The 17,952-nt window shown below is 34.5% G+C and carries 13 protein-coding genes; 8 read left to right on the forward strand and 5 right to left on the reverse strand.

Annotation, left to right across the window (positions count from 1 at the left end):
• Nucleotides 1-12: 12 nt before the first annotated feature.
• From nosD to YW9_RS0101945, 5 genes are all read right to left on the reverse strand, one after another.
• Nucleotides 13-1,254 carry a nitrous oxide reductase family maturation protein NosD gene (gene nosD / locus YW9_RS0101925; protein WP_018278490.1) on the reverse strand — a complete coding sequence of 414 codons (1,242 nt, stop codon included), beginning with the start codon at nucleotides 1,252-1,254 and terminating at the stop codon, nucleotides 13-15.
• 433 nt (nucleotides 1,255-1,687) lie between these two features.
• Nucleotides 1,688-2,125, reverse strand: a complete 438-nt coding sequence (locus YW9_RS0101930) for a nitrous oxide reductase accessory protein NosL (RefSeq protein ID WP_051074745.1) — start codon at nucleotides 2,123-2,125, stop codon at nucleotides 1,688-1,690.
• An 83-nt stretch (nucleotides 2,126-2,208) separates the two neighbouring features.
• Entirely contained in the window at nucleotides 2,209-2,790 is a 582-nt protein-coding gene (locus tag YW9_RS0101935; protein WP_026193738.1) for a hypothetical protein, read from the reverse strand.
• 61 nt (nucleotides 2,791-2,851) lie between these two features.
• Nucleotides 2,852-4,807: a Sec-dependent nitrous-oxide reductase gene (gene nosZ, locus YW9_RS0101940; protein ID WP_018278493.1), complete on the reverse strand. Its 1,956-nt coding sequence runs from the start codon at nucleotides 4,805-4,807 to the stop codon at nucleotides 2,852-2,854.
• Between the two features lie 27 nt (nucleotides 4,808-4,834).
• Entirely contained in the window at nucleotides 4,835-5,338 is a 504-nt protein-coding gene (locus tag YW9_RS0101945) for a c-type cytochrome (protein WP_018278494.1), read from the reverse strand.
• 470 nt (nucleotides 5,339-5,808) lie between these two features.
• Between YW9_RS0101945 and YW9_RS0101950 the strand changes: the two genes are divergently transcribed.
• From YW9_RS0101950 to dnaE, 8 genes are all read left to right on the forward strand, one after another.
• Complete coding sequence (locus tag YW9_RS0101950; protein WP_018278495.1) at nucleotides 5,809-6,732, forward strand: TIGR03571 family LLM class oxidoreductase; 924 nt, start codon at nucleotides 5,809-5,811, stop codon at nucleotides 6,730-6,732.
• Between the two features lie 33 nt (nucleotides 6,733-6,765).
• Entirely contained in the window at nucleotides 6,766-7,707 is a 942-nt protein-coding gene (locus YW9_RS0101955; protein WP_018278496.1) for a hydrogen peroxide-inducible genes activator, read from the forward strand.
• Nucleotides 7,708-8,025: 318 nt separating this feature from the next.
• Entirely contained in the window at nucleotides 8,026-9,171 is a 1,146-nt protein-coding gene (locus YW9_RS0101960) for a hypothetical protein (protein WP_018278497.1), read from the forward strand.
• A gap of 266 nt (nucleotides 9,172-9,437) precedes the next feature.
• Nucleotides 9,438-10,484, forward strand: coding sequence for a hypothetical protein (locus tag YW9_RS12970; protein ID WP_018278499.1), 1,047 nt, complete (start codon nucleotides 9,438-9,440; stop codon nucleotides 10,482-10,484).
• 61 nt (nucleotides 10,485-10,545) lie between these two features.
• Complete coding sequence (locus YW9_RS0101975; protein ID WP_018278500.1) at nucleotides 10,546-11,130, forward strand: metallophosphoesterase family protein; 585 nt, start codon at nucleotides 10,546-10,548, stop codon at nucleotides 11,128-11,130.
• An 89-nt stretch (nucleotides 11,131-11,219) separates the two neighbouring features.
• The gene (locus YW9_RS0101980; RefSeq protein WP_018278501.1) at nucleotides 11,220-12,404 is read left to right on the forward strand and encodes a hypothetical protein; all 1,185 of its coding nucleotides are present in this window, start codon (nucleotides 11,220-11,222) and stop codon (nucleotides 12,402-12,404) included.
• A 91-nt stretch (nucleotides 12,405-12,495) separates the two neighbouring features.
• A complete protein-coding gene (locus tag YW9_RS0101985; RefSeq protein ID WP_018278502.1) occupies nucleotides 12,496-13,425 on the forward strand; it encodes a WYL domain-containing protein in 930 nt (309 codons plus the stop codon).
• Between the two features lie 48 nt (nucleotides 13,426-13,473).
• Nucleotides 13,474-17,934 (forward strand): DNA polymerase III subunit alpha, encoded by a 4,461-nt coding sequence (dnaE, locus tag YW9_RS0101990; RefSeq protein WP_018278503.1) that lies wholly within the window; start codon nucleotides 13,474-13,476, stop codon nucleotides 17,932-17,934.
• Nucleotides 17,935-17,952 lie beyond the last annotated feature (18 nt).

Consider the following 17,952-nt stretch of genomic DNA (forward strand, 5'->3'; position numbering starts at 1 on the left):
TATATATTCACTTTATTTCTTGATTGGATATGGACGCATCAAAGGCGACGGATCTATTAAGTTTTCGGGGGTGAAAGACGGAGCTACTTTTTCCGAAAAGTTGATAATATCAATAAAAAGACTTCGTAGTAACACAACACTTTCGGGAGTTTTGTTAGCAATGTACGAAAACAGTTTCACAGGGCGGAAAGGCACATCTCCAATGCCGTTTTTATCCAAATCGTAGCCCGTATAATCGCTCCAATAATTATTTTCAAATTTGTTATCGTGAACTTTATTGCTGTACGAAACATCAAAAGTATTATTTTCAAAATTATTATGGAAAAAATTGTTCGTATAACACGCCCCACGTATGCGGATTCCCCATCCGTTTTCTGAAAATGTGTTTTCTTCGTAATCAATTCTTGTACAGCCTTCTCCATTAATGCCAATCGTATTCTGATGAAAGATATTTCCGATGATTTTTGAGTCATAAATTTCTTTCAGAAGCAATCCGTAAGAAGTTTTTCCCCAGTTTTTTTGGAAAATATTTTCCTTCATTTCAATGAACTTGGAAAACATTACTGCAACTCCTGCTCCGTTGGCACGAAATTCATTTTTGTAGTACGTATTATTGTTAGAAAACATAAAATGTAAGCCATAGCGAAGATTGTTATAACTTTTATTGCCTTTGATGGTAGATTCAGATACAAATTCAAAATAAATACCGTCACGCGACTTTGATACATCATTATTTTCAATGGTTACACGATTGCAGTACCATAAGTGAATAGCATTTCCGGAATTGTACTCCTCTTTTGCTCGTCCAACGACTTGATTTTGCCTTACAATGCCATCGTTAGACTTTTCTAAGAATATTCCATAGTAAATATCCTCAAAACTATTGTCTTCAATAATGAAATTATTACTTTTTACAAGTCTAATTGCTGCAAAATCCTTCGTGAAACTTTCTCCAACACCTTTAAAATGAAATCCTTTTATGACAATGTCAGAAGTTTTGGCAACAAGTATTTCTCCTTTTCGCTCTCCGTCAATAATTGGGCGATTTTTTCCTAAAATAACCAGCGGCTTATCAATGGTTAAATCGTGTACTTTATAAGTTCCCTTTTCAACAAGAATAGTGTCATTGGGCTGAGCCATTTCAACAGCTTGTTTTAAGGTTTTTACTTGACAATTTTGGCAAACGGTAATCGTGTTTGCTTTGACAAAAAAGCCAATTAACAGAAAGTGATATAAAAGTAATTTTTTTAGCATCAAAAAAAGTGTTTTTTAATATGATTTTTCAGTAAAAAATATCGCAATGAAGGTGATTTGGTTTCTGATTTCTCTGTTTGATATTAAAATTTGAAAATTGTACGAGAAATTCCATACTTTTGAAATGTCATTTTTCGGTACAAACAGAAAATATTTCTTATTTTGGACTTATATTTCATTTTGTACAGAAAATTTTTCTAATTCCCCCACTTTTTTTAGTTATTTAATACTGTGACTTTATTATTTCCCCATCGGATTTACATTTTCCACTGCCGGATTTATATTTTCCCCGGAGCAACTTGCTTATTTTAGGCACAAAGTTAGCCATTCCCCCGAAAGGATTGGCTATTTTGTAGTAAAGTTTTCGTATTTTGGAGAGAAAGAAACCCTTTTGAAGAAAATTATTGAGTTTTTTTAGTCAAAACTGACTTATTTATTCCGACTCTTCTTCCAAAAAATATTGCTTGATGGCTTCCCAATCGTATAATTTTCCGTCTTTTTCTTTGTGCATTTTCTCTGCATCGGCTTTATTTTCAAAAGCAGAAAGAAACGCTCCCATTGGGCTTGGAAGATTTTCAGAAATTAAAAAAGTAGCCTTTGTTGCATCGACCAACTTATCTTGTGACATATAATCACAAGCCAAATAAAGTGCTACATCTTCCTTTTGGTCACGAAGCATACACTCTATGGCATCATAACGATAAGCTTTGCCTTTATTGGTTACCACTTCGGCAGCAAATTGCTTATCCACAATGGTCATTTGGCAGTAATCACACAAATGGCTTCCGTAATCGATGGGTTGTGCTTTGGGTTTACAGCTAATTACACTTGTTACTATTCCGATGAAAATAATTATTCTTGATATGTTCATATTTTTAGTATTTTATTTATAAAGAAAATAAGTGTTGCCAATTATAGGATTATCATCAAATCAACAACACTTATTATAAAACTTTAAGAGATGTTCTTACGCCTGTAAACTATCATAAACGCCACGAAGGCTATAATACTTGCCAAAATCATTGCGTAAGTTCCCATATCGGGATATGATTTTGCAAGGAAATTCAATAATTGTTTCTCTCCCAAAAGCGGTGGTTGATAACTCATTCCGGGTATTTTAATTTGTGCCGTAGGGTTTAAATTATGACCATAATCGTATTCCCACAAGTAGAAGTCGTATATACCTAATGCTCCTAACACCATAAGCAGTAGGCTCCACACTAAATAAAGAATTTTCTTTCCTATAATGGCAAAAACAACCCCTAAAATTGTCAATCCGATGATTATATATGGAAAGTAAGTCAATTCAGGAATACTTTCGGGAGTTATGGCTTTCATCCCAATGTAGTGATTTAGGATATTTACATTTTGAAGTGTGAATTCGTCACTTCCTGTTATTTTGTTAATCCAAATATACATTTTTATCCCTTCAGGATACTGCGGAGCCTCCAATGTAATATTCCAAATAGGAAATGCAAAAAGTAAAAGCATTAACATTGAGGCAATAAACATCAATATGCGCGATAGATTTTTCATAACAACTGTTTTTAAATAAAGTAAGTACGCATTTTCACGTACTTACTTTACGGATTTTGTTTTATTCTTCACCTAAGCTCCATTTGAGTTCAACATTCGCATTTTTGTCTGAAACACGAATGTATCCTTGCATTTCTTGGTGCAAAGCCGAACAGAAGTCTGTACAATAAAACGGATAAATTCCCGCTTTCAGAGGCTCCCAATAAAGAGTTTCTGTTTGTCCCGGCATAATGAGCAACTCGGCATTTCGTGCACCCAATACTGAGAATCCGTGAGGAATATCCCAATCTTGCTCTAAGTTGGTTACGTGGAAGTAAACCTTGTCACCTACTTTAATTCCTTCAATATTATCAGGAGAGAAGTGGCTACGAATCATTCCCATATACACGTGAACGATGTTTCCTTCACGAACTACTTTTGCCTCTGCGTCGCTTCTTACAACGTACGGGTGTTTATTATCTTTAAGCGGATAATATTTCACAGATTTAGGAGCTATTTTGTCAGCGTGAATACCTTGTGCATAGTGAGGCTCACCGATGGTTGGGAAATCCAACAAAAGTTGCATTTTATCTCCTGAAATATCAAATAATTGTGCAGATTGTGTAAGTTCTGGACCTGTTGGTAAGTATCTATCTTTAGTGATTTTGTTCATTACCAAAAGATATTTTCCGTCTGGTTTTTTGGAGTCTCCTCCTGGAATCATTAAGTGTCCTGGTGAGTAGTAAACGGGCTGTCTGTCCACAATTTCCCACGTACCAACTTTCCATTTGATAACTTCAGAAGAAATGAAAAGTGTAGTGTAAGCAAAACCTTTGTCATCAAACTCTGTGTGGAGAGGTCCAAGTCCTGCTTCTTTCACGATTCCTCCAACAACTTCGTCCATTTTCAAGATTGGCATTCCGTAGGCTTCTCCTTCAAATTTTTTCTCTTCGATGGCTTTCAAAACTTTTGTAAAGGAATGAACGGTTAGGTCTGCCGAAAGTTTTCCATTCCCGATGATGTATTCACCCGTTGGGTCAACATCTACTCCGTGAGGTGATTTTGGTGTTGGTAATAAATAAACCAATCCGGGGCATTCTTCAGGCGATAAAACTTTCACTTTGTTTTGTTTGGTAGAAGTCGCTATGTGTGTATGTTCATCGTAAATGTTGTGCATATAGTTTGCATCTACTTCCTTGAATTTACCTTCTTTGATGAATTCTTCTGCTTTTTTCCAATTTATGGCAGCGATGAAGTCTTTATCATTTTGAGAAGCTTCTACTTCCAAAAGTGTGTTAGCTTCTTCAGTATTGTATGTCGTGAAGAACGTCCAACCGTGAGAGGCTCCCTTACCAGAATGCGCTAAATCGTAATTAAATCCAGGCATTAATACTTGAAATTCAATATTCATTCGCCCAGTTTCAGGATTAACTTTGATGAATGAAAGTACCCCTTTAAATTTTCCCTTGTACTGATTGATAGCTACATCTTCCTGCGGATAAGGCACTGCAAAACGAGTTCCCGCTACCACATATTCAGTATTTTCTGTAGTGAAAGGTGAACTATGGTTTCCAGCACTATTTGGAATTTCGATAATTTCAGCAGTTTCAAAAGTAGATAAATCAATACGTGCAATACGCGGTGTATTATTTCCATTGATGAATAACCAACGTCCGTCTGTTTCTCCTTTTGTTTGAGAAAGTTCAGGGTGGTGCGAGTCGTCCCAAGGAATGAAACCGTGTGTGGTTTCCAACATTGGTTTTGTTTCCTCGTTGTAGCCGTATCCTTTTTCAGGGTCCTGAGAAAATACGGGAATCACTTTAAGCAAACGCCCGGAAGGCAAACCGTAAACGCTCACCTGTCCGCTAAATCCACCCGATAGAAAAGCATAAAACTCGTCGTGTTCACCGGGTTTTACATATACTTTTGATGCCACATCGGTATCCAATACGCCTTGACCGTTTTTTTTGTCAGAGCCGCAAGATACTATTGCCGACAACAAAGTAACGCATCCAAAAAATTTAATTACATTTTTCATATAGAAACTATTTAATATTATCCAAAATTATTCGATGGTTCTGAAATATTCCAGAATTTCACGAGCTTGTTGCTCAGAAACATTTTGGTTTGCCATCGGAGCTCCGTTAGCCTCTTTAAGCAATTGCATTGCGATTGGGTCTTTCTGAATCATTTCTTCCGGATTCATAATCATATTCATAACCCACTCCGGCGAACGTCTTTTTAAAATGTCTTTCGGAGCCGGACCAATGAATTTTTTTGTAGGTCTATGGCAAGCCGAGCATAATGTTTTGAAATGCTCCTCCCCTTTTTTAGCCATAGCTTGGTCGATTGTTTCGCCAATGGTTACACTTTTGACTGGACCTATTCCTTTGTTTGACATAAAATCCGAAGGATTAGACGTATCCACCACCTCAGCCTTAGGAGTTTCTTTTTCCGTTACTGTTGTTTGAGGCGTACTTTCTTGTGTTTGCTGCTGATTCTGATTGTTGTTTTTACAACTTGCAAAAATGAGCAAAACTGCTGCTAATGTTGTTGTTATTCTTTTCATACGAATTATTATTAGTTTGTTAGTATATTTCTTGGCAAAAGTATAAAAAACACATCGAAGATAAAAAGATTTTCTTATCTTTTTTTAAGAAAGTTTAATATCTAAAAGAAGAATATATGTTAATTATCTGTTTATTAGAGCTTACGAACGTTTCTTTTGATTGTTTTGAACGGAACCTCCTCACTATTTGCCAATTTGTAAATAGTTCGTACCTTTGCAACATTGAGTTACAACGCAAAACAAATAAAATCAATGAAATTGGCTCCGTTACTAAATCGTTACCTCATAGACTTTGAGAAATAAACAACCACCTAAAAATGAACCTGTTATGAAATTAGTTGGATTTTTAATTGAAAAATAAAAAATATTAACAGATTTTGAAAAAATAGTTTTTTTTCGAGACAAATATAAGCTCTTTTTTTGCTATTTTTGAAAATAAAACTACCTTTGCATACGTAAAAAGCAATGCTATGTTAGATGCCTATAACCTATCCATCGGGCTACTTCTTCCTATAGAGGCTTACGAGGGAAGCGTTCCAAAAATGGAAAATCAGATACATTTGATACAACTGGCTGAATCTTATGGTTTTGATACCATTTGGGTGCGTGATATTCCCCTAAAAGACCCTGATTTTAGAGATGTAGGACAGATTTTTGACCCTTGGGTATATCTTTCGCACATAGCATCTCTCACAAAAACCATCAAAATAGGAATAGCCAGTTTGGTATTGCCTTTACGTCACCCTCTTCACGTTGCGAAAGCTTCGGCAAGTTTGGACGTACTTTTTCCGAATCGCTTTCATATGGGAGTAGCTTCAGGCGACCGTCCAATAGAGTATCCTGCTTTCAATCAGCCTTTTGGATTGAGGAGTACCCGAGTATTTGAACATATGAAAATGCTTAGAAATATTTGGTCAAAAGAATTTCCTCACTATGACAATGATTATGGCATTCTTATGAACAAATCGGGCGATGTGATTCCAAAACCACTAAAGGGGAATATTCCTATGTACGTTACAGGGCATATTGGCGGAGTTAACTTGGAATGGATTTCAAAAAATTCTGATGGATGGATTTATTATCCTCGTGACTTTGCCCTCACAAAAAAAGTTGTTAAAAATTGGATAGAAACATTAGAGCAGGGAGGGGAAGCTCGAAAACCTTACATTCAACCCATATACATTGACCTTATGGAAGACCCAAACTTTAAACCTGTAAATATTGATTTGGGATTTCGCTTAGGAAGAAACTATTTAATTGATATGTTCTTAACTTTGAGAAAGATAGGTGTTAATCATATAATACTAGTCTTGAAGCATAGTTCACGTCCAGTTGATGTTATTTTGAATGAAATTGGAAGAGAAGTACTTCCTCAATTAAGAAGAGCTTTTTAAAAAATAAAAATTTTCTAACTTAAATAAAAAACTATGACTATTACCCAATTTCAGTACGTTTTAGCCGTTGCAAAATATAAGAATTTTACCACCGCAGCCGAAAATAGTTTTGTTACCCAACCTACTTTAAGTATGCAAATTCAAAAATTGGAGGAAGAATTGGGAGTAATCATTTTCGACAGAAGTAAAAAACCATTACAAATTACTGAAATTGGAGAACAAATCATTAAGCAAGCTCAAGTCATTGTTAATGAATCGGATAGAATGAACGATATTGTCGCTCAACAAAAGGGAATCGTTGGAGGAGAATTTCGTATGGGAATTATTTCCACAGTTTCTCCTACATTATTACCTATGTTTTTGGCTAATTTTATTCATAAATACCCAAAAGTTTCTTTAAAAATAGAAGAACAAAATACTGAAAATATCTTACAAAAGATTGAAGAAGGCTCTTATGATGCAGCTATTTTAGCAACTCCTCTAAATCACCCAAATATTATTGAGAAACCACTTTATTATGAGCCTTTTGTAGCATATATTCCTGATAATCACAGGCTACAAGCCAATAAAACCATCTATTCAGAAGACTTGGATATAAACGATATTCTAATGTTAGAAGACGGACATTGTTTCAAAGAAAGCGTTTTAAACATTTGTAATCAAGATATTATTGAATCAAAAAAGTATTTCCAACTAAAAAGTGGAAGTTTTGAAACACTAATCCGATTAGCAAATGAAGGCTTAGGAATGACCCTAATTCCGTACCTGCATTCTTTGGAGTTGAAAGAAAGCGAAAAAAAACATATACACCTCTTCGCCGAGCCATATCCCGCACGAGAAATCAGCTTAATTTATCATAAAAATGAATTAAAACTACAAACTGTAAAAGCTTTATATGAAGTAATTTCAGGTGTTATTCGTGGTGCAATTGCTTTTCAGAACGTGAAAATTATCAGTCCCACCCGACGAAAATAGCAAAGTTTCTTAGCTTTAATTTGCTCTTCTTTTTTATACTTTTAAAGAAGAATTTATTTGTAAAAATTTTATTTTTAAGATATTTGATTAAAGCCTGTCTAAACTTTTACTTTTCTAAAAGTTTAAACAGGTTAGCTGTTCTATTCCTCCTACCAAAATTTTAACAATTAAGGAAATATTAATAAGTCAACCGTTCGTACTTGAAACAGAATTTTCGGTCGTGAAATTTATGTATCACTTTCATTTAAAAAAAAACGCCTGTGCTGTAATTTCGCATATATAAAAACTATTTTTGACCCCAAGATACAAGATTGAAATATGAATAACGTTAAAAAGAAAATCCGAAAAATCTATTTTCTAAACGGTAACACCACCGAAATTACCTATCAAAAACCCAAAAGAATAATCACAGAAGAATACGACCTGCACGGAAACATCACCCTGCACCGTATTGAAGAAGTCATCGACGGAAAGTTCGTTGTCTCTCCAAAAAGCAAAATTTTTGAAAATCAGTACAATATATGGAACAAATTATCCAATGTGAAAGTTTTTCAAAATCAAAAAATGATACGACAAGAATCTTTTTTCTATCATCATTTTAGCCAAAAGTATATTTCCATCATTTCAGAAGACAACCGTATAGAAAAAGAAGTTTACTGCGGTTCCGGAAAAATTATCCGAAAAGAATCCTATACTTTGGGAGAAACAAATGAAGCTAAAATAGTCGAGTATAAATACGATGAGTTACACGATACAATAATAGCTATTGAGTACTCTAATAATGGAAATTTAATTGGTTATGAAAACTTTGAGTATGATGACAACAAAAAACTTATTTCATGGAAAAAAGAATATCGTTCTGCCGAAGATATTACAAAAGAGTTTGCTTATTACGAACAAGGGCAAAAAATAATGCACAAAATAGAGTGTTTGGACAAGGAAAATCACACTCTCTATAAAAAGAGTTTTCACTACTTTAAAAGAGAAGAAAATATTATGGAATGCGTTGAATATGACGACGGAGAAGTGACAAAATATGAACGTACCAAAAAGAAAAAAGGAAAAAAAGAAATTAAAAACCGAACCGTTTATATGTGCGTTTCGGATAACGATGATACAAACGAATTTTTCTATTTTTTAGAAAACGTTGACTATGAAAATGGAGTTGTAGTTAGACAATGTACTCAAAAATTCGATACTGAAAACCGCCTTATAGAACGCAAAATTACTGAGCAAAACGGAGATTACTACTTGAAAACCTATCAATACAATAACCCCAGCGGAAATCCGTCGGAACGTAAAAGAGCCACCTACAATTCAGACGAACAAATAATTAGCACCGAAATGATTGAAAAATATCTGGAAACCTACGATGATACAGGAAACTTGATTAAAAAAACGCATATTAAAACCGATGGCATCACCACTTCTATTGAAGAAGAACATATCCAATATTATCCGTAGGAATTGTAATTTTGTTCCACAATCTACATATTTTTTTAACATATCTTTAATATTTCTACTATTTTTTATATTTTAGTCCCATAAAATTATTTTTTTACCTATTTTGATTTGAGGTTTACTAGAATCCAACCAAATGGATAGAGTAAAACAAGAGCTGTATTTTTTATTTCCAAAAATTCAAAAAGAAATAAATCTATGCCGTGATTTAGCATAGCCACAATTTAATTTTGTACCGAAAAACAATAATAATTTATAACATATAAAATATGAAAGTTTACGCACATTTTTTTATTGAAAAAGGAGAAAAAGAAGTTCAATATCGTTGGAGAACACTATTGCAATTCGGTGATTCTTGGGAAGTTATCGGGTCGGTGGTGATGAAAAACCCAGGTAGTGCCAAATCAAAGTTAGTAGTTAGCGATGAGAAAATCCTTGAGCAACTAAATAAATTTGACGCCTCCGAAAAATGGCACGAATTTACGGCAGATAACACGATGCAAAACATTGAAAAATTGTTTAGAGAATATTCAAAGTTTAACAATTCTGATTTTAAAGGTGTTATCCAAGTTTTTAATCTGTTTAACGTTATAGAAGCCGATTTAGGTAAAGCCTTAAAAATTGCTCAAAATGTTAAAAATCGGCTGTTTTACCAAACTACTGATGTCGATTTGAACAACTTAAAAGCTCCTGTTTATTTAGGTTGGGGAGGTTTAGGAAACGATGAACAATTCAAACCCGTTGCCTTGAAATTCTTTGAAAAAACAAAGTCATTGAATATAAGTTATTTACATAATGAATTTGAAGTAAATAGTTTTTATCATCCGCTGTATTTGATAGGGAGAGGAAAATATAAACCAAAATCAATATACTTAAAATCTTGTTTTTTAGAGAATACAACGCAACCTAAAAATATGAAAGATTTTAATTTTCAGCCAAATATCAATCCGCAAAATATTTTCAATCTATTGAAAGAAAATTTTAAGGATTCAACCATTTTGGAAGAAAATAAAACAACAATCCGCATTCCTTTTCCTGATGTTAGTAAATTACAACTAACTATAACACAGAGTGGTAAAGGAAGTATCGGTGTTCGTCATACGGATTTTAATCCAAAAGAAAACTATTCAAAAAAAGAATATTATGAGCAAGATAGTTTTTCAGAAATTTTGAGTGAGTTTGGATATACTTCAGCTGTTACTTGGCTTGGACAAAAGAATTTTAAGGATTTTGACGGTTTTTCGGATGATGAAATCGCTGATGAAATCATCGCCGAAATAGAAAGTTTAAAAACTGATTTTGATAAGGTTAAGTAACATAAATTAAAGGGCAGAAATTTTGGTTTTTCTGCCTTTATTTTTCTAAAAAAGAAACAAAATGCTTTTTAACTATAAAAATCATAAAATATTTGCTTTTTCCGATACACACGGAATGCATCATAAGTTAGAAATTCCAGAAAACATCGATATTCTGATTTGTGCAGGAGATGGCATACAAGGATTTTCCGAAAATGAATTTCCGCATTTTTTAAGATGGTACGGCTCAATTCCTGCCAAACTACGATTGTTTGTAGCCGGAAATCACGAAATTTTCTTCGACCGATATCCACAAAGGGCTAAAATTCTTATTCCCAAAAGTATTGTCTTACTCGAAAATCAAGAAATGGATTTTGAGGGAATTCGTTTCTGCTCGGTAGTAGCACGTCCGTATCTGAAAAATGAGGTACAAATCTCTGAAAATGTAGATTTTTTAATCACACACGCTCCCGTAAAAGGAATTTTAGATGATGATATTGGTTGTTCTAATTTGCGTAGACTCATTACTGAATCCACACCTAAGTATCACATTTTCGGGCATATCCACAGCCAAGGATTACAACAATGGCAAAACGAAAAAACAACTTTTTGTAATGTTTCATATTTTAATCATCTGCAAAATTCTTATACTCAATATTTAACATAAAATGCATTTAAATTTTTTCAAAAATAATTTACATATGCAGTGATTTAGCGTATCATAAGTTTAATTTTGTTAAAAATGAAAATAACATGATGGCAAGTCAAGTAAAAAGAGAACTGAAAACTATTAGAGATGTTGAATATCCTATTGAATATAGAGGATTTAGAAAATTTGAAAAATTCGATGAAACACATCTTTGTACCTATGACATTCACGGAAATATCACCCAAATACTTAAAAAACAAACTTCAAAAGAAAATCCAAATAAGGTGCACACCGTTGTAAATAAAATTTTTGAAAATATCTATGACAAAAACGATAATTTAGAAATGATCAATATTTTTGAATCCAACTCATTGTTTTCAAAAATATTTTTTTCTTATTTTCCAAATGGTACAATCTCCTCAATAACAAAATTAACAATGAATGGCGATGTAGAAAAAAGGTTCTACAATAAGCAAGGTAAAGAAATTGCTTCGAATTCCATAAGTAGTAACTTAGATCCTTTAAATAATAGTGTTTCGTATAATTATTATAACAATCTGAATCAATTGGTATTAAATGTAGAATATTTTACATTTACCCATGAAAACAAAATAGAGATATCAAAAACAAAATACGATTACGATTCAAATGGAAATATTGTCAAAAGCGTTTGCAAATCGGGTTCTTCAAAAGTCTATGAGAAGTTTTATTTTTATGACCTACAAGAGAACAAAAAAGAAGAGTTATTACAACAGGAGGCTCGGAAAGATACAGATTATTTAAAATCCACTACAAGAATATTTTACTTTATCGATAACAAAAAAAACACTACCGAAACATTTGAATTTGAAAGAAAAAAACTAATACGCAGATATTTATTTTTAAACATAACTAATGACCTCTTTTTTGACAGTCAGCACTATTTTTTGGAAATAACTGATAACTGCGGAAAAACACGTATCCATAAACGAAAATATGACAGTAAAAATCGAGTTATTTGGTACAAAAAATCAAAACCTGATTACCAATTTTATTCTATCACGACGTATAAATATGACTCAAAAACCGATTTTTTACTTGAAGAAACTTTTAACAGCTACCAAAATAATGAAGTAGAAACTTCAAATACCACATTTTATGAGTATGAATTTGATAAAAATGGAAATATTACTAAAAAGAGTGACTTTACAATAAATCACCTTGTTGCTAATGCCGTTCCTTACAGAGTAAAGGTTACAGTGGAAAAGGAATATTACGACTCAAAAGCTAAAACCCCACCCCCATCTGCTTAAAGAATCTATTTATTTTTTTATGAATTAGTATAAAAACAACCACATGCCATGATTTAGCATACATTTAATTTATCTTTGTCAAAAAAGAAATATGAAACGAACAACAGCAAAAGAGAGTACCTCTCGTCTATTCAAGCGTTATATTTGGCTAATCGACTTAATCTCTAGAAAACAAGGAATTACCTACGAAGAAATCAATAATCGTTGGTTGCATTCTTCTCTTAACGAAGACGAAAAAGAATTTCCGTTGCGTACCTTTCACAATCACCGCGAAGCCATTGCTCAAATGTTTGATATTGATATTGAGTGCAACACCAAAAACGGCTACAAGTATTACATTTCCAACATTGCTGATATTAAACAAAATACACTTCAAAATTGGTTATTAAATTCCTTTACGGTCGGAAATTTATTGCAAGAGCAAAAAAACCTGCATCATCGTATCTCGCCCGAAAATGTGCCTTTAGGACGAGAATTTTTGGGACAAATCGTTGAAGCAATGAAAGAAAATCTAAAATTGATTGTCCACTATCAAGGATTTTTACACGATTTTGCCACCGAAGCTCAAATACATCCATATTGCCTTAAAATTTTGAAACAACGCTGGTATCTCATTGCTTTTAAAGAAGATAGCCACGCAATGCGGATTTACGCCCTCGACCGTATTAAAGATTTGAAAATCACAGATGAATCTTTTTCATTAGATAACGATTTTGATGCCAAAGACTATTTTGAAAACAGTTTTGGTATTATCGTTGATGAATCTATTTCAGCCGAAAAAGTAACAATTAAGGTTGAAAAATCAAAATCTAATTTTTTGAAATCCCTCCCCTTACATCATTCTCAAAAAGAAATCAAAACGGAAGATGATTACACCTTTTTTGAATATTTTTTACGCCCAACGTATGATTTTCGACAAGAAATTCTCTCTCACGGAGCTGAAATTGAAGTGATTTCACCCAATTGGTTTCGTGAGGAAATCAAAAAAATTGTAGCTGAAATGCATAAGTTTTACTCATAGCCTATTTGTTAAAAAAATTGTATTTTTGCAATTCAGATTTTTACGATTATGTACTTAATTTTCGATACCGAAACCACAGGTTTACCAAAACGTTGGGACGCACCTATCACAGATTCAGATAATTGGCCTCGAGCTGTGCAAATTGCTTGGCAACTGCACGACCGTCACGGGAAGCTCATAGAGCATAAAGATTTTCTCATCACACCTGATGATTTTAACATTCCGTACGATGCTGAAAAAGTACACGGAATATCCACCGAATTAGCTCAACAACAAGGAATTTCAATTCAAAAAGTATTCGAAGAGTTTAATGAAGCTCTAAAAAAATCAACTTACGTGGTTGGGCAAAATATTGGCTTCGACATCAATATTATGGGAGCAGAATTTCATCGCTATGGTGTTGATAGTCCGCTTGTTAATATGCCCGTTTTGGATACTTGTACCGAAATCACAGCAGAACTCTGCAAGATCCCTGGGGGACGTGGTGGTCGTTATAAATTACCTACACTCACTGAGTTACACAAATTTCTGTTCAATGTTCCTTTTGCAGAAGCGCATAATGCCACTGCCGACGTGGAAGCAACTACCCGTTGTTTCTTTGAATTGATACGCATCGGACAAGGATTTGAAACAAAAGATATTTCGGCTGAATACATTACTGAATTTCAACAATATAACCCAACCGAAATTCAACCCATTGGGCTAAAACACATCAACCTGAAAGAGGCCTCGGAAGAAATTCGTAAAGAAATTCAAAAGCAATCAGGAAGCGGATTAAGTCAACAAGAGCTTGATGCAAATATCGCCTTGTTGGAAAAAGCTCCGTTTGCTCATTTGCACAATCACACACAATTCTCTGTATTACAAGCCACTACATCTATCCAAAATCTGGTTAAGAAAACCATTCAGGAGAAAATGCCTGCCGTAGCAATGACCGACAGCGGAAATATGATGGGGGCTTTTCATTTCATCAAGGAAGTTTTGGGGCACAACAAATCCGCCAAAGCCAAAAATGATGAAGCTATCGAAAAGGGCGAAACTCCTTCCGAAATCGAAATTAAACCCATTGTCGGGTGCGAATTTAATGTCTGTGAAAATCATTTGGACAAAAGCCATCAAGACAATGGTTATCAAGTTGTTATGTTAGCCAAAAATAAAAATGGCTATCACAATTTGGCAAAAATGGCTTCCATTGCTTATACCGATGGTTATTATTACGTACCGAGAATTGACAGAAATATCGTTGAAAAATATAAAGAAAACCTCATCGTATTAACTGGTGGAATGAATGGCGAAGTTCCGTCCAAAGTACTGAATATCGGAGAGAAACAAGCCGAAACAGCATTACTTTGGTGGAAAAATCTTTTCGGTGAAGACCTTTACATCGAACTGATGCGACACAATCAAGAAGATGAAAACCGTGTCAATCAAGTACTTATAGAACTATCCAAAAAACATCAAGTAAAGCTCGTAGCCACGAATAACACATTCTATATCAACCAGAAAGATGCCAACGCACACGATATTTTGCTATGTGTAAAGGACGGAGAAAAACAGGCAACTCCCATCGGAAGAGGTCGCGGATATCGCTTCGGAATGCCCAATCAGGAATATTATTACAAGTCCGCCGAGCAAATGAAAACTTTGTTTAAGGACGTTCCAGAAGCCATTTTAAATATTCAAGAAATCATCGATAAAATTGAGATTTATAACTTAGCTCGAGAGGTTTTATTGCCAAAATTTCAAATTCCTGATGAATTTCTGGTAGAAGATGACCCTGACGGAAAAAAAGGAGAAAACAAATATCTCCGACATCTGACTTATCTCGGAGCAGAAAAACGTTACGAACTTCCTCTTTCTGAAGAAGTTATTGAACGATTGGATTTTGAATTGATGATTATTGAAAAAACAGGATATCCTGGGTATTTCCTTATCGTTCAAGACTTTATCGCAGCAGCTCGTGAAATGGGCGTTTCCGTAGGTCCAGGAAGGGGGTCAGCGGCGGGTTCGGCAGTAGCTTATTGCCTCGGAATCACGAACATAGACCCAATCAAATACGACTTACTTTTTGAGCGTTTCCTCAACCCTGACCGCGTAAATATGCCCGATATCGATATTGACTTTGATGATGAAGGACGCTCATTAGTAATGGATTACGTTATCAACAAGTACGGAAAAAATCAGGTGGCTCAAATCATCACTTACGGAACAATGGCGGCGAAATCTTCCATTCGGGATACCGCTCGTGTACTGGATTTACCTTTGCACGAGTCCGACAGAATTGCCAAACTCGTGCCAAATATGAAATTGGCAAAGATTTTCAGTATGGACGACAAACAGCTGAAAGAAAAGCTACGTTCCGACGAACTTCCAAAAGTAAACGAACTCAAACAAATAGCCGAAGGTACGGATTTGGCTGCCGAAACGCTGCAACAAGCTCAAGTTCTGGAAGGTTCTGTTCGCAATACTGGAATTCACGCCTGTGGCGTTATTATCACTCCTGATGATATTACCAATTTCGTGCCTGTTTCAGTCGCCAAAGATTCGGATTTATTTGTTACTCAGTTTGATAACTCCGTTGTAGAAAGTGCTGGACTGCTAAAAATGGACTTTTTAGGGCTTAAAACACTCACCCTGATTAAAGATTCTGTCGAACTTATAAAAAGGCGGAATGGCATAGAAATCAATCCTGATGAAATTCCGATTGATGACAAAAAAACGTACGAGCTTTTCCAACGTGGTGAAACTGTGGGGATTTTCCAATACGAGTCGCCTGGAATGCAAAAATATATGAGAGAACTTAAACCTACCGTTTTTGCTGATTTAATTGCGATGAACGCCCTATACAGACCAGGTCCCTTGGAGTACATTCCGAGTTTTATCAAACGCAAACACGGGACGGAACCCATTGTGTATGACCTTGATGCAATGGAAGAATACCTCAAAGAAACTTACGGAATTACGGTATATCAGGAGCAAGTAATGTTACTTTCTCAGAAGTTGGCTGGTTTTTCCAAAGGTGATGCTGATATGCTTCGTAAAGCAATGGGGAAAAAGATTTTCGCTTTACTTGAAAAACTAAAACCTAAGTTTGTGGAAGGAGGCATCAAAAATGGGCATCCTGCGGATATTTTAGAAAAAATTTGGAAGGACTGGGAAGCCTTTGCGAGTTATGCTTTTAACAAATCGCATTCCACTTGTTATGCTTGGATTGCATACCAAACTGCATATTTGAAAGCCAACTATCCTGCTGAATTTATGGCGGCGGTACTCTCCAATAATATGAACGATATTAAGCAAGTTTCGTTCTTTTTGGAAGAATGTCAACGTATGGGAATCAAAGTGTTAAGCCCTGATGTAAATGAATCGTTTTATAAATTTACCGTAAATAAAGACGGAAACATTCGCTTTGGAATGGGAGCCATCAAAGGGGTTGGAAAAAATGCAGTAGAAACCATTGTTGATAGCCGAAAAGATGGAAATTATACTTCTATTTTTGATGTAACCAGACGTGTAGATTTCAGGAATATTAACAAAAAAGCCTTTGAAAACATTGCTTTGGCGGGTGGATTTGATTCTTTTACCAAAGTACATCGAGCTCAATATTTTCACGATGAAGGCGATGGCATTGTCTTTTTAGAAAAAGCTATCCGCTATGGCAATAAGTATCAGGAAAATAAAAACTCACCTCAAATGAGTTTATTTGGAGAAAGTTCGGGAGTTGAAATTCCTGAACCTACCATTCCGAATTGTGAAAGTTGGGGAAATTTGGAACAATTACGTCGCGAAAAAGAAGTTGTAGGGATTTACATTTCAGGGCATCCGTTAGATGATTTTAAACATTCATTGGACAATTTCTGCAATTTATCACTTACACAATTACAAGACCTTTCTCCCTTGATTAACAGAGAAATAAGTATTGCTGGAATGATTACCGATGTCCAGCATCGTACCTCTAAAAACGGAAAAGGTTGGGCGTCATTTATTTTGGAAGATTATGAAGGGTCGCACGAATTCAAATTATTTAATGATGATTATTTAAAATTTCGTAACTACCTCATTTTAGGCACTTTTCTGTATTGTAAATTTGTAGTTAAAGAAGGATGGCAGAAGAAGGATAGTAACGAAAAGGCAGAACCTCGCATTCAGTTTACAATGATGATGCAATTGCAAGACGTACTTGCTAATTTAGCAAAAAAAATCGCTTTACATCTAAATATCAAAGATATTTCAACAGATTTAATCGAAAATTATAAAAATATCATTGAAAAATATCGAGGAGATTATCCAATTACGTTCATTGTGCATAATATGGAAGAAAATATACATCTAAATATGGACAATGGACAGCTGAAAGTCGATATTTCAAAAGAATTTCTTGAAGAACTAGACCAAAAATCGGTTTCATACGTCTTGAATGACCGAAAAATGGAGAAATTGATTACCAAAAAGAAAGAGGAAGTCGAAGAAGAAGAACAATTAGAAGTTGAATTAATCGACGAAAATTAAATCCTTTCAATCAAAAAA

Source organism: Capnocytophaga cynodegmi DSM 19736 (genome assembly GCF_000379185.1).
In the GTDB taxonomy this organism is placed as follows: Bacteria; Bacteroidota; Bacteroidia; order Flavobacteriales; family Flavobacteriaceae; genus Capnocytophaga; species Capnocytophaga cynodegmi.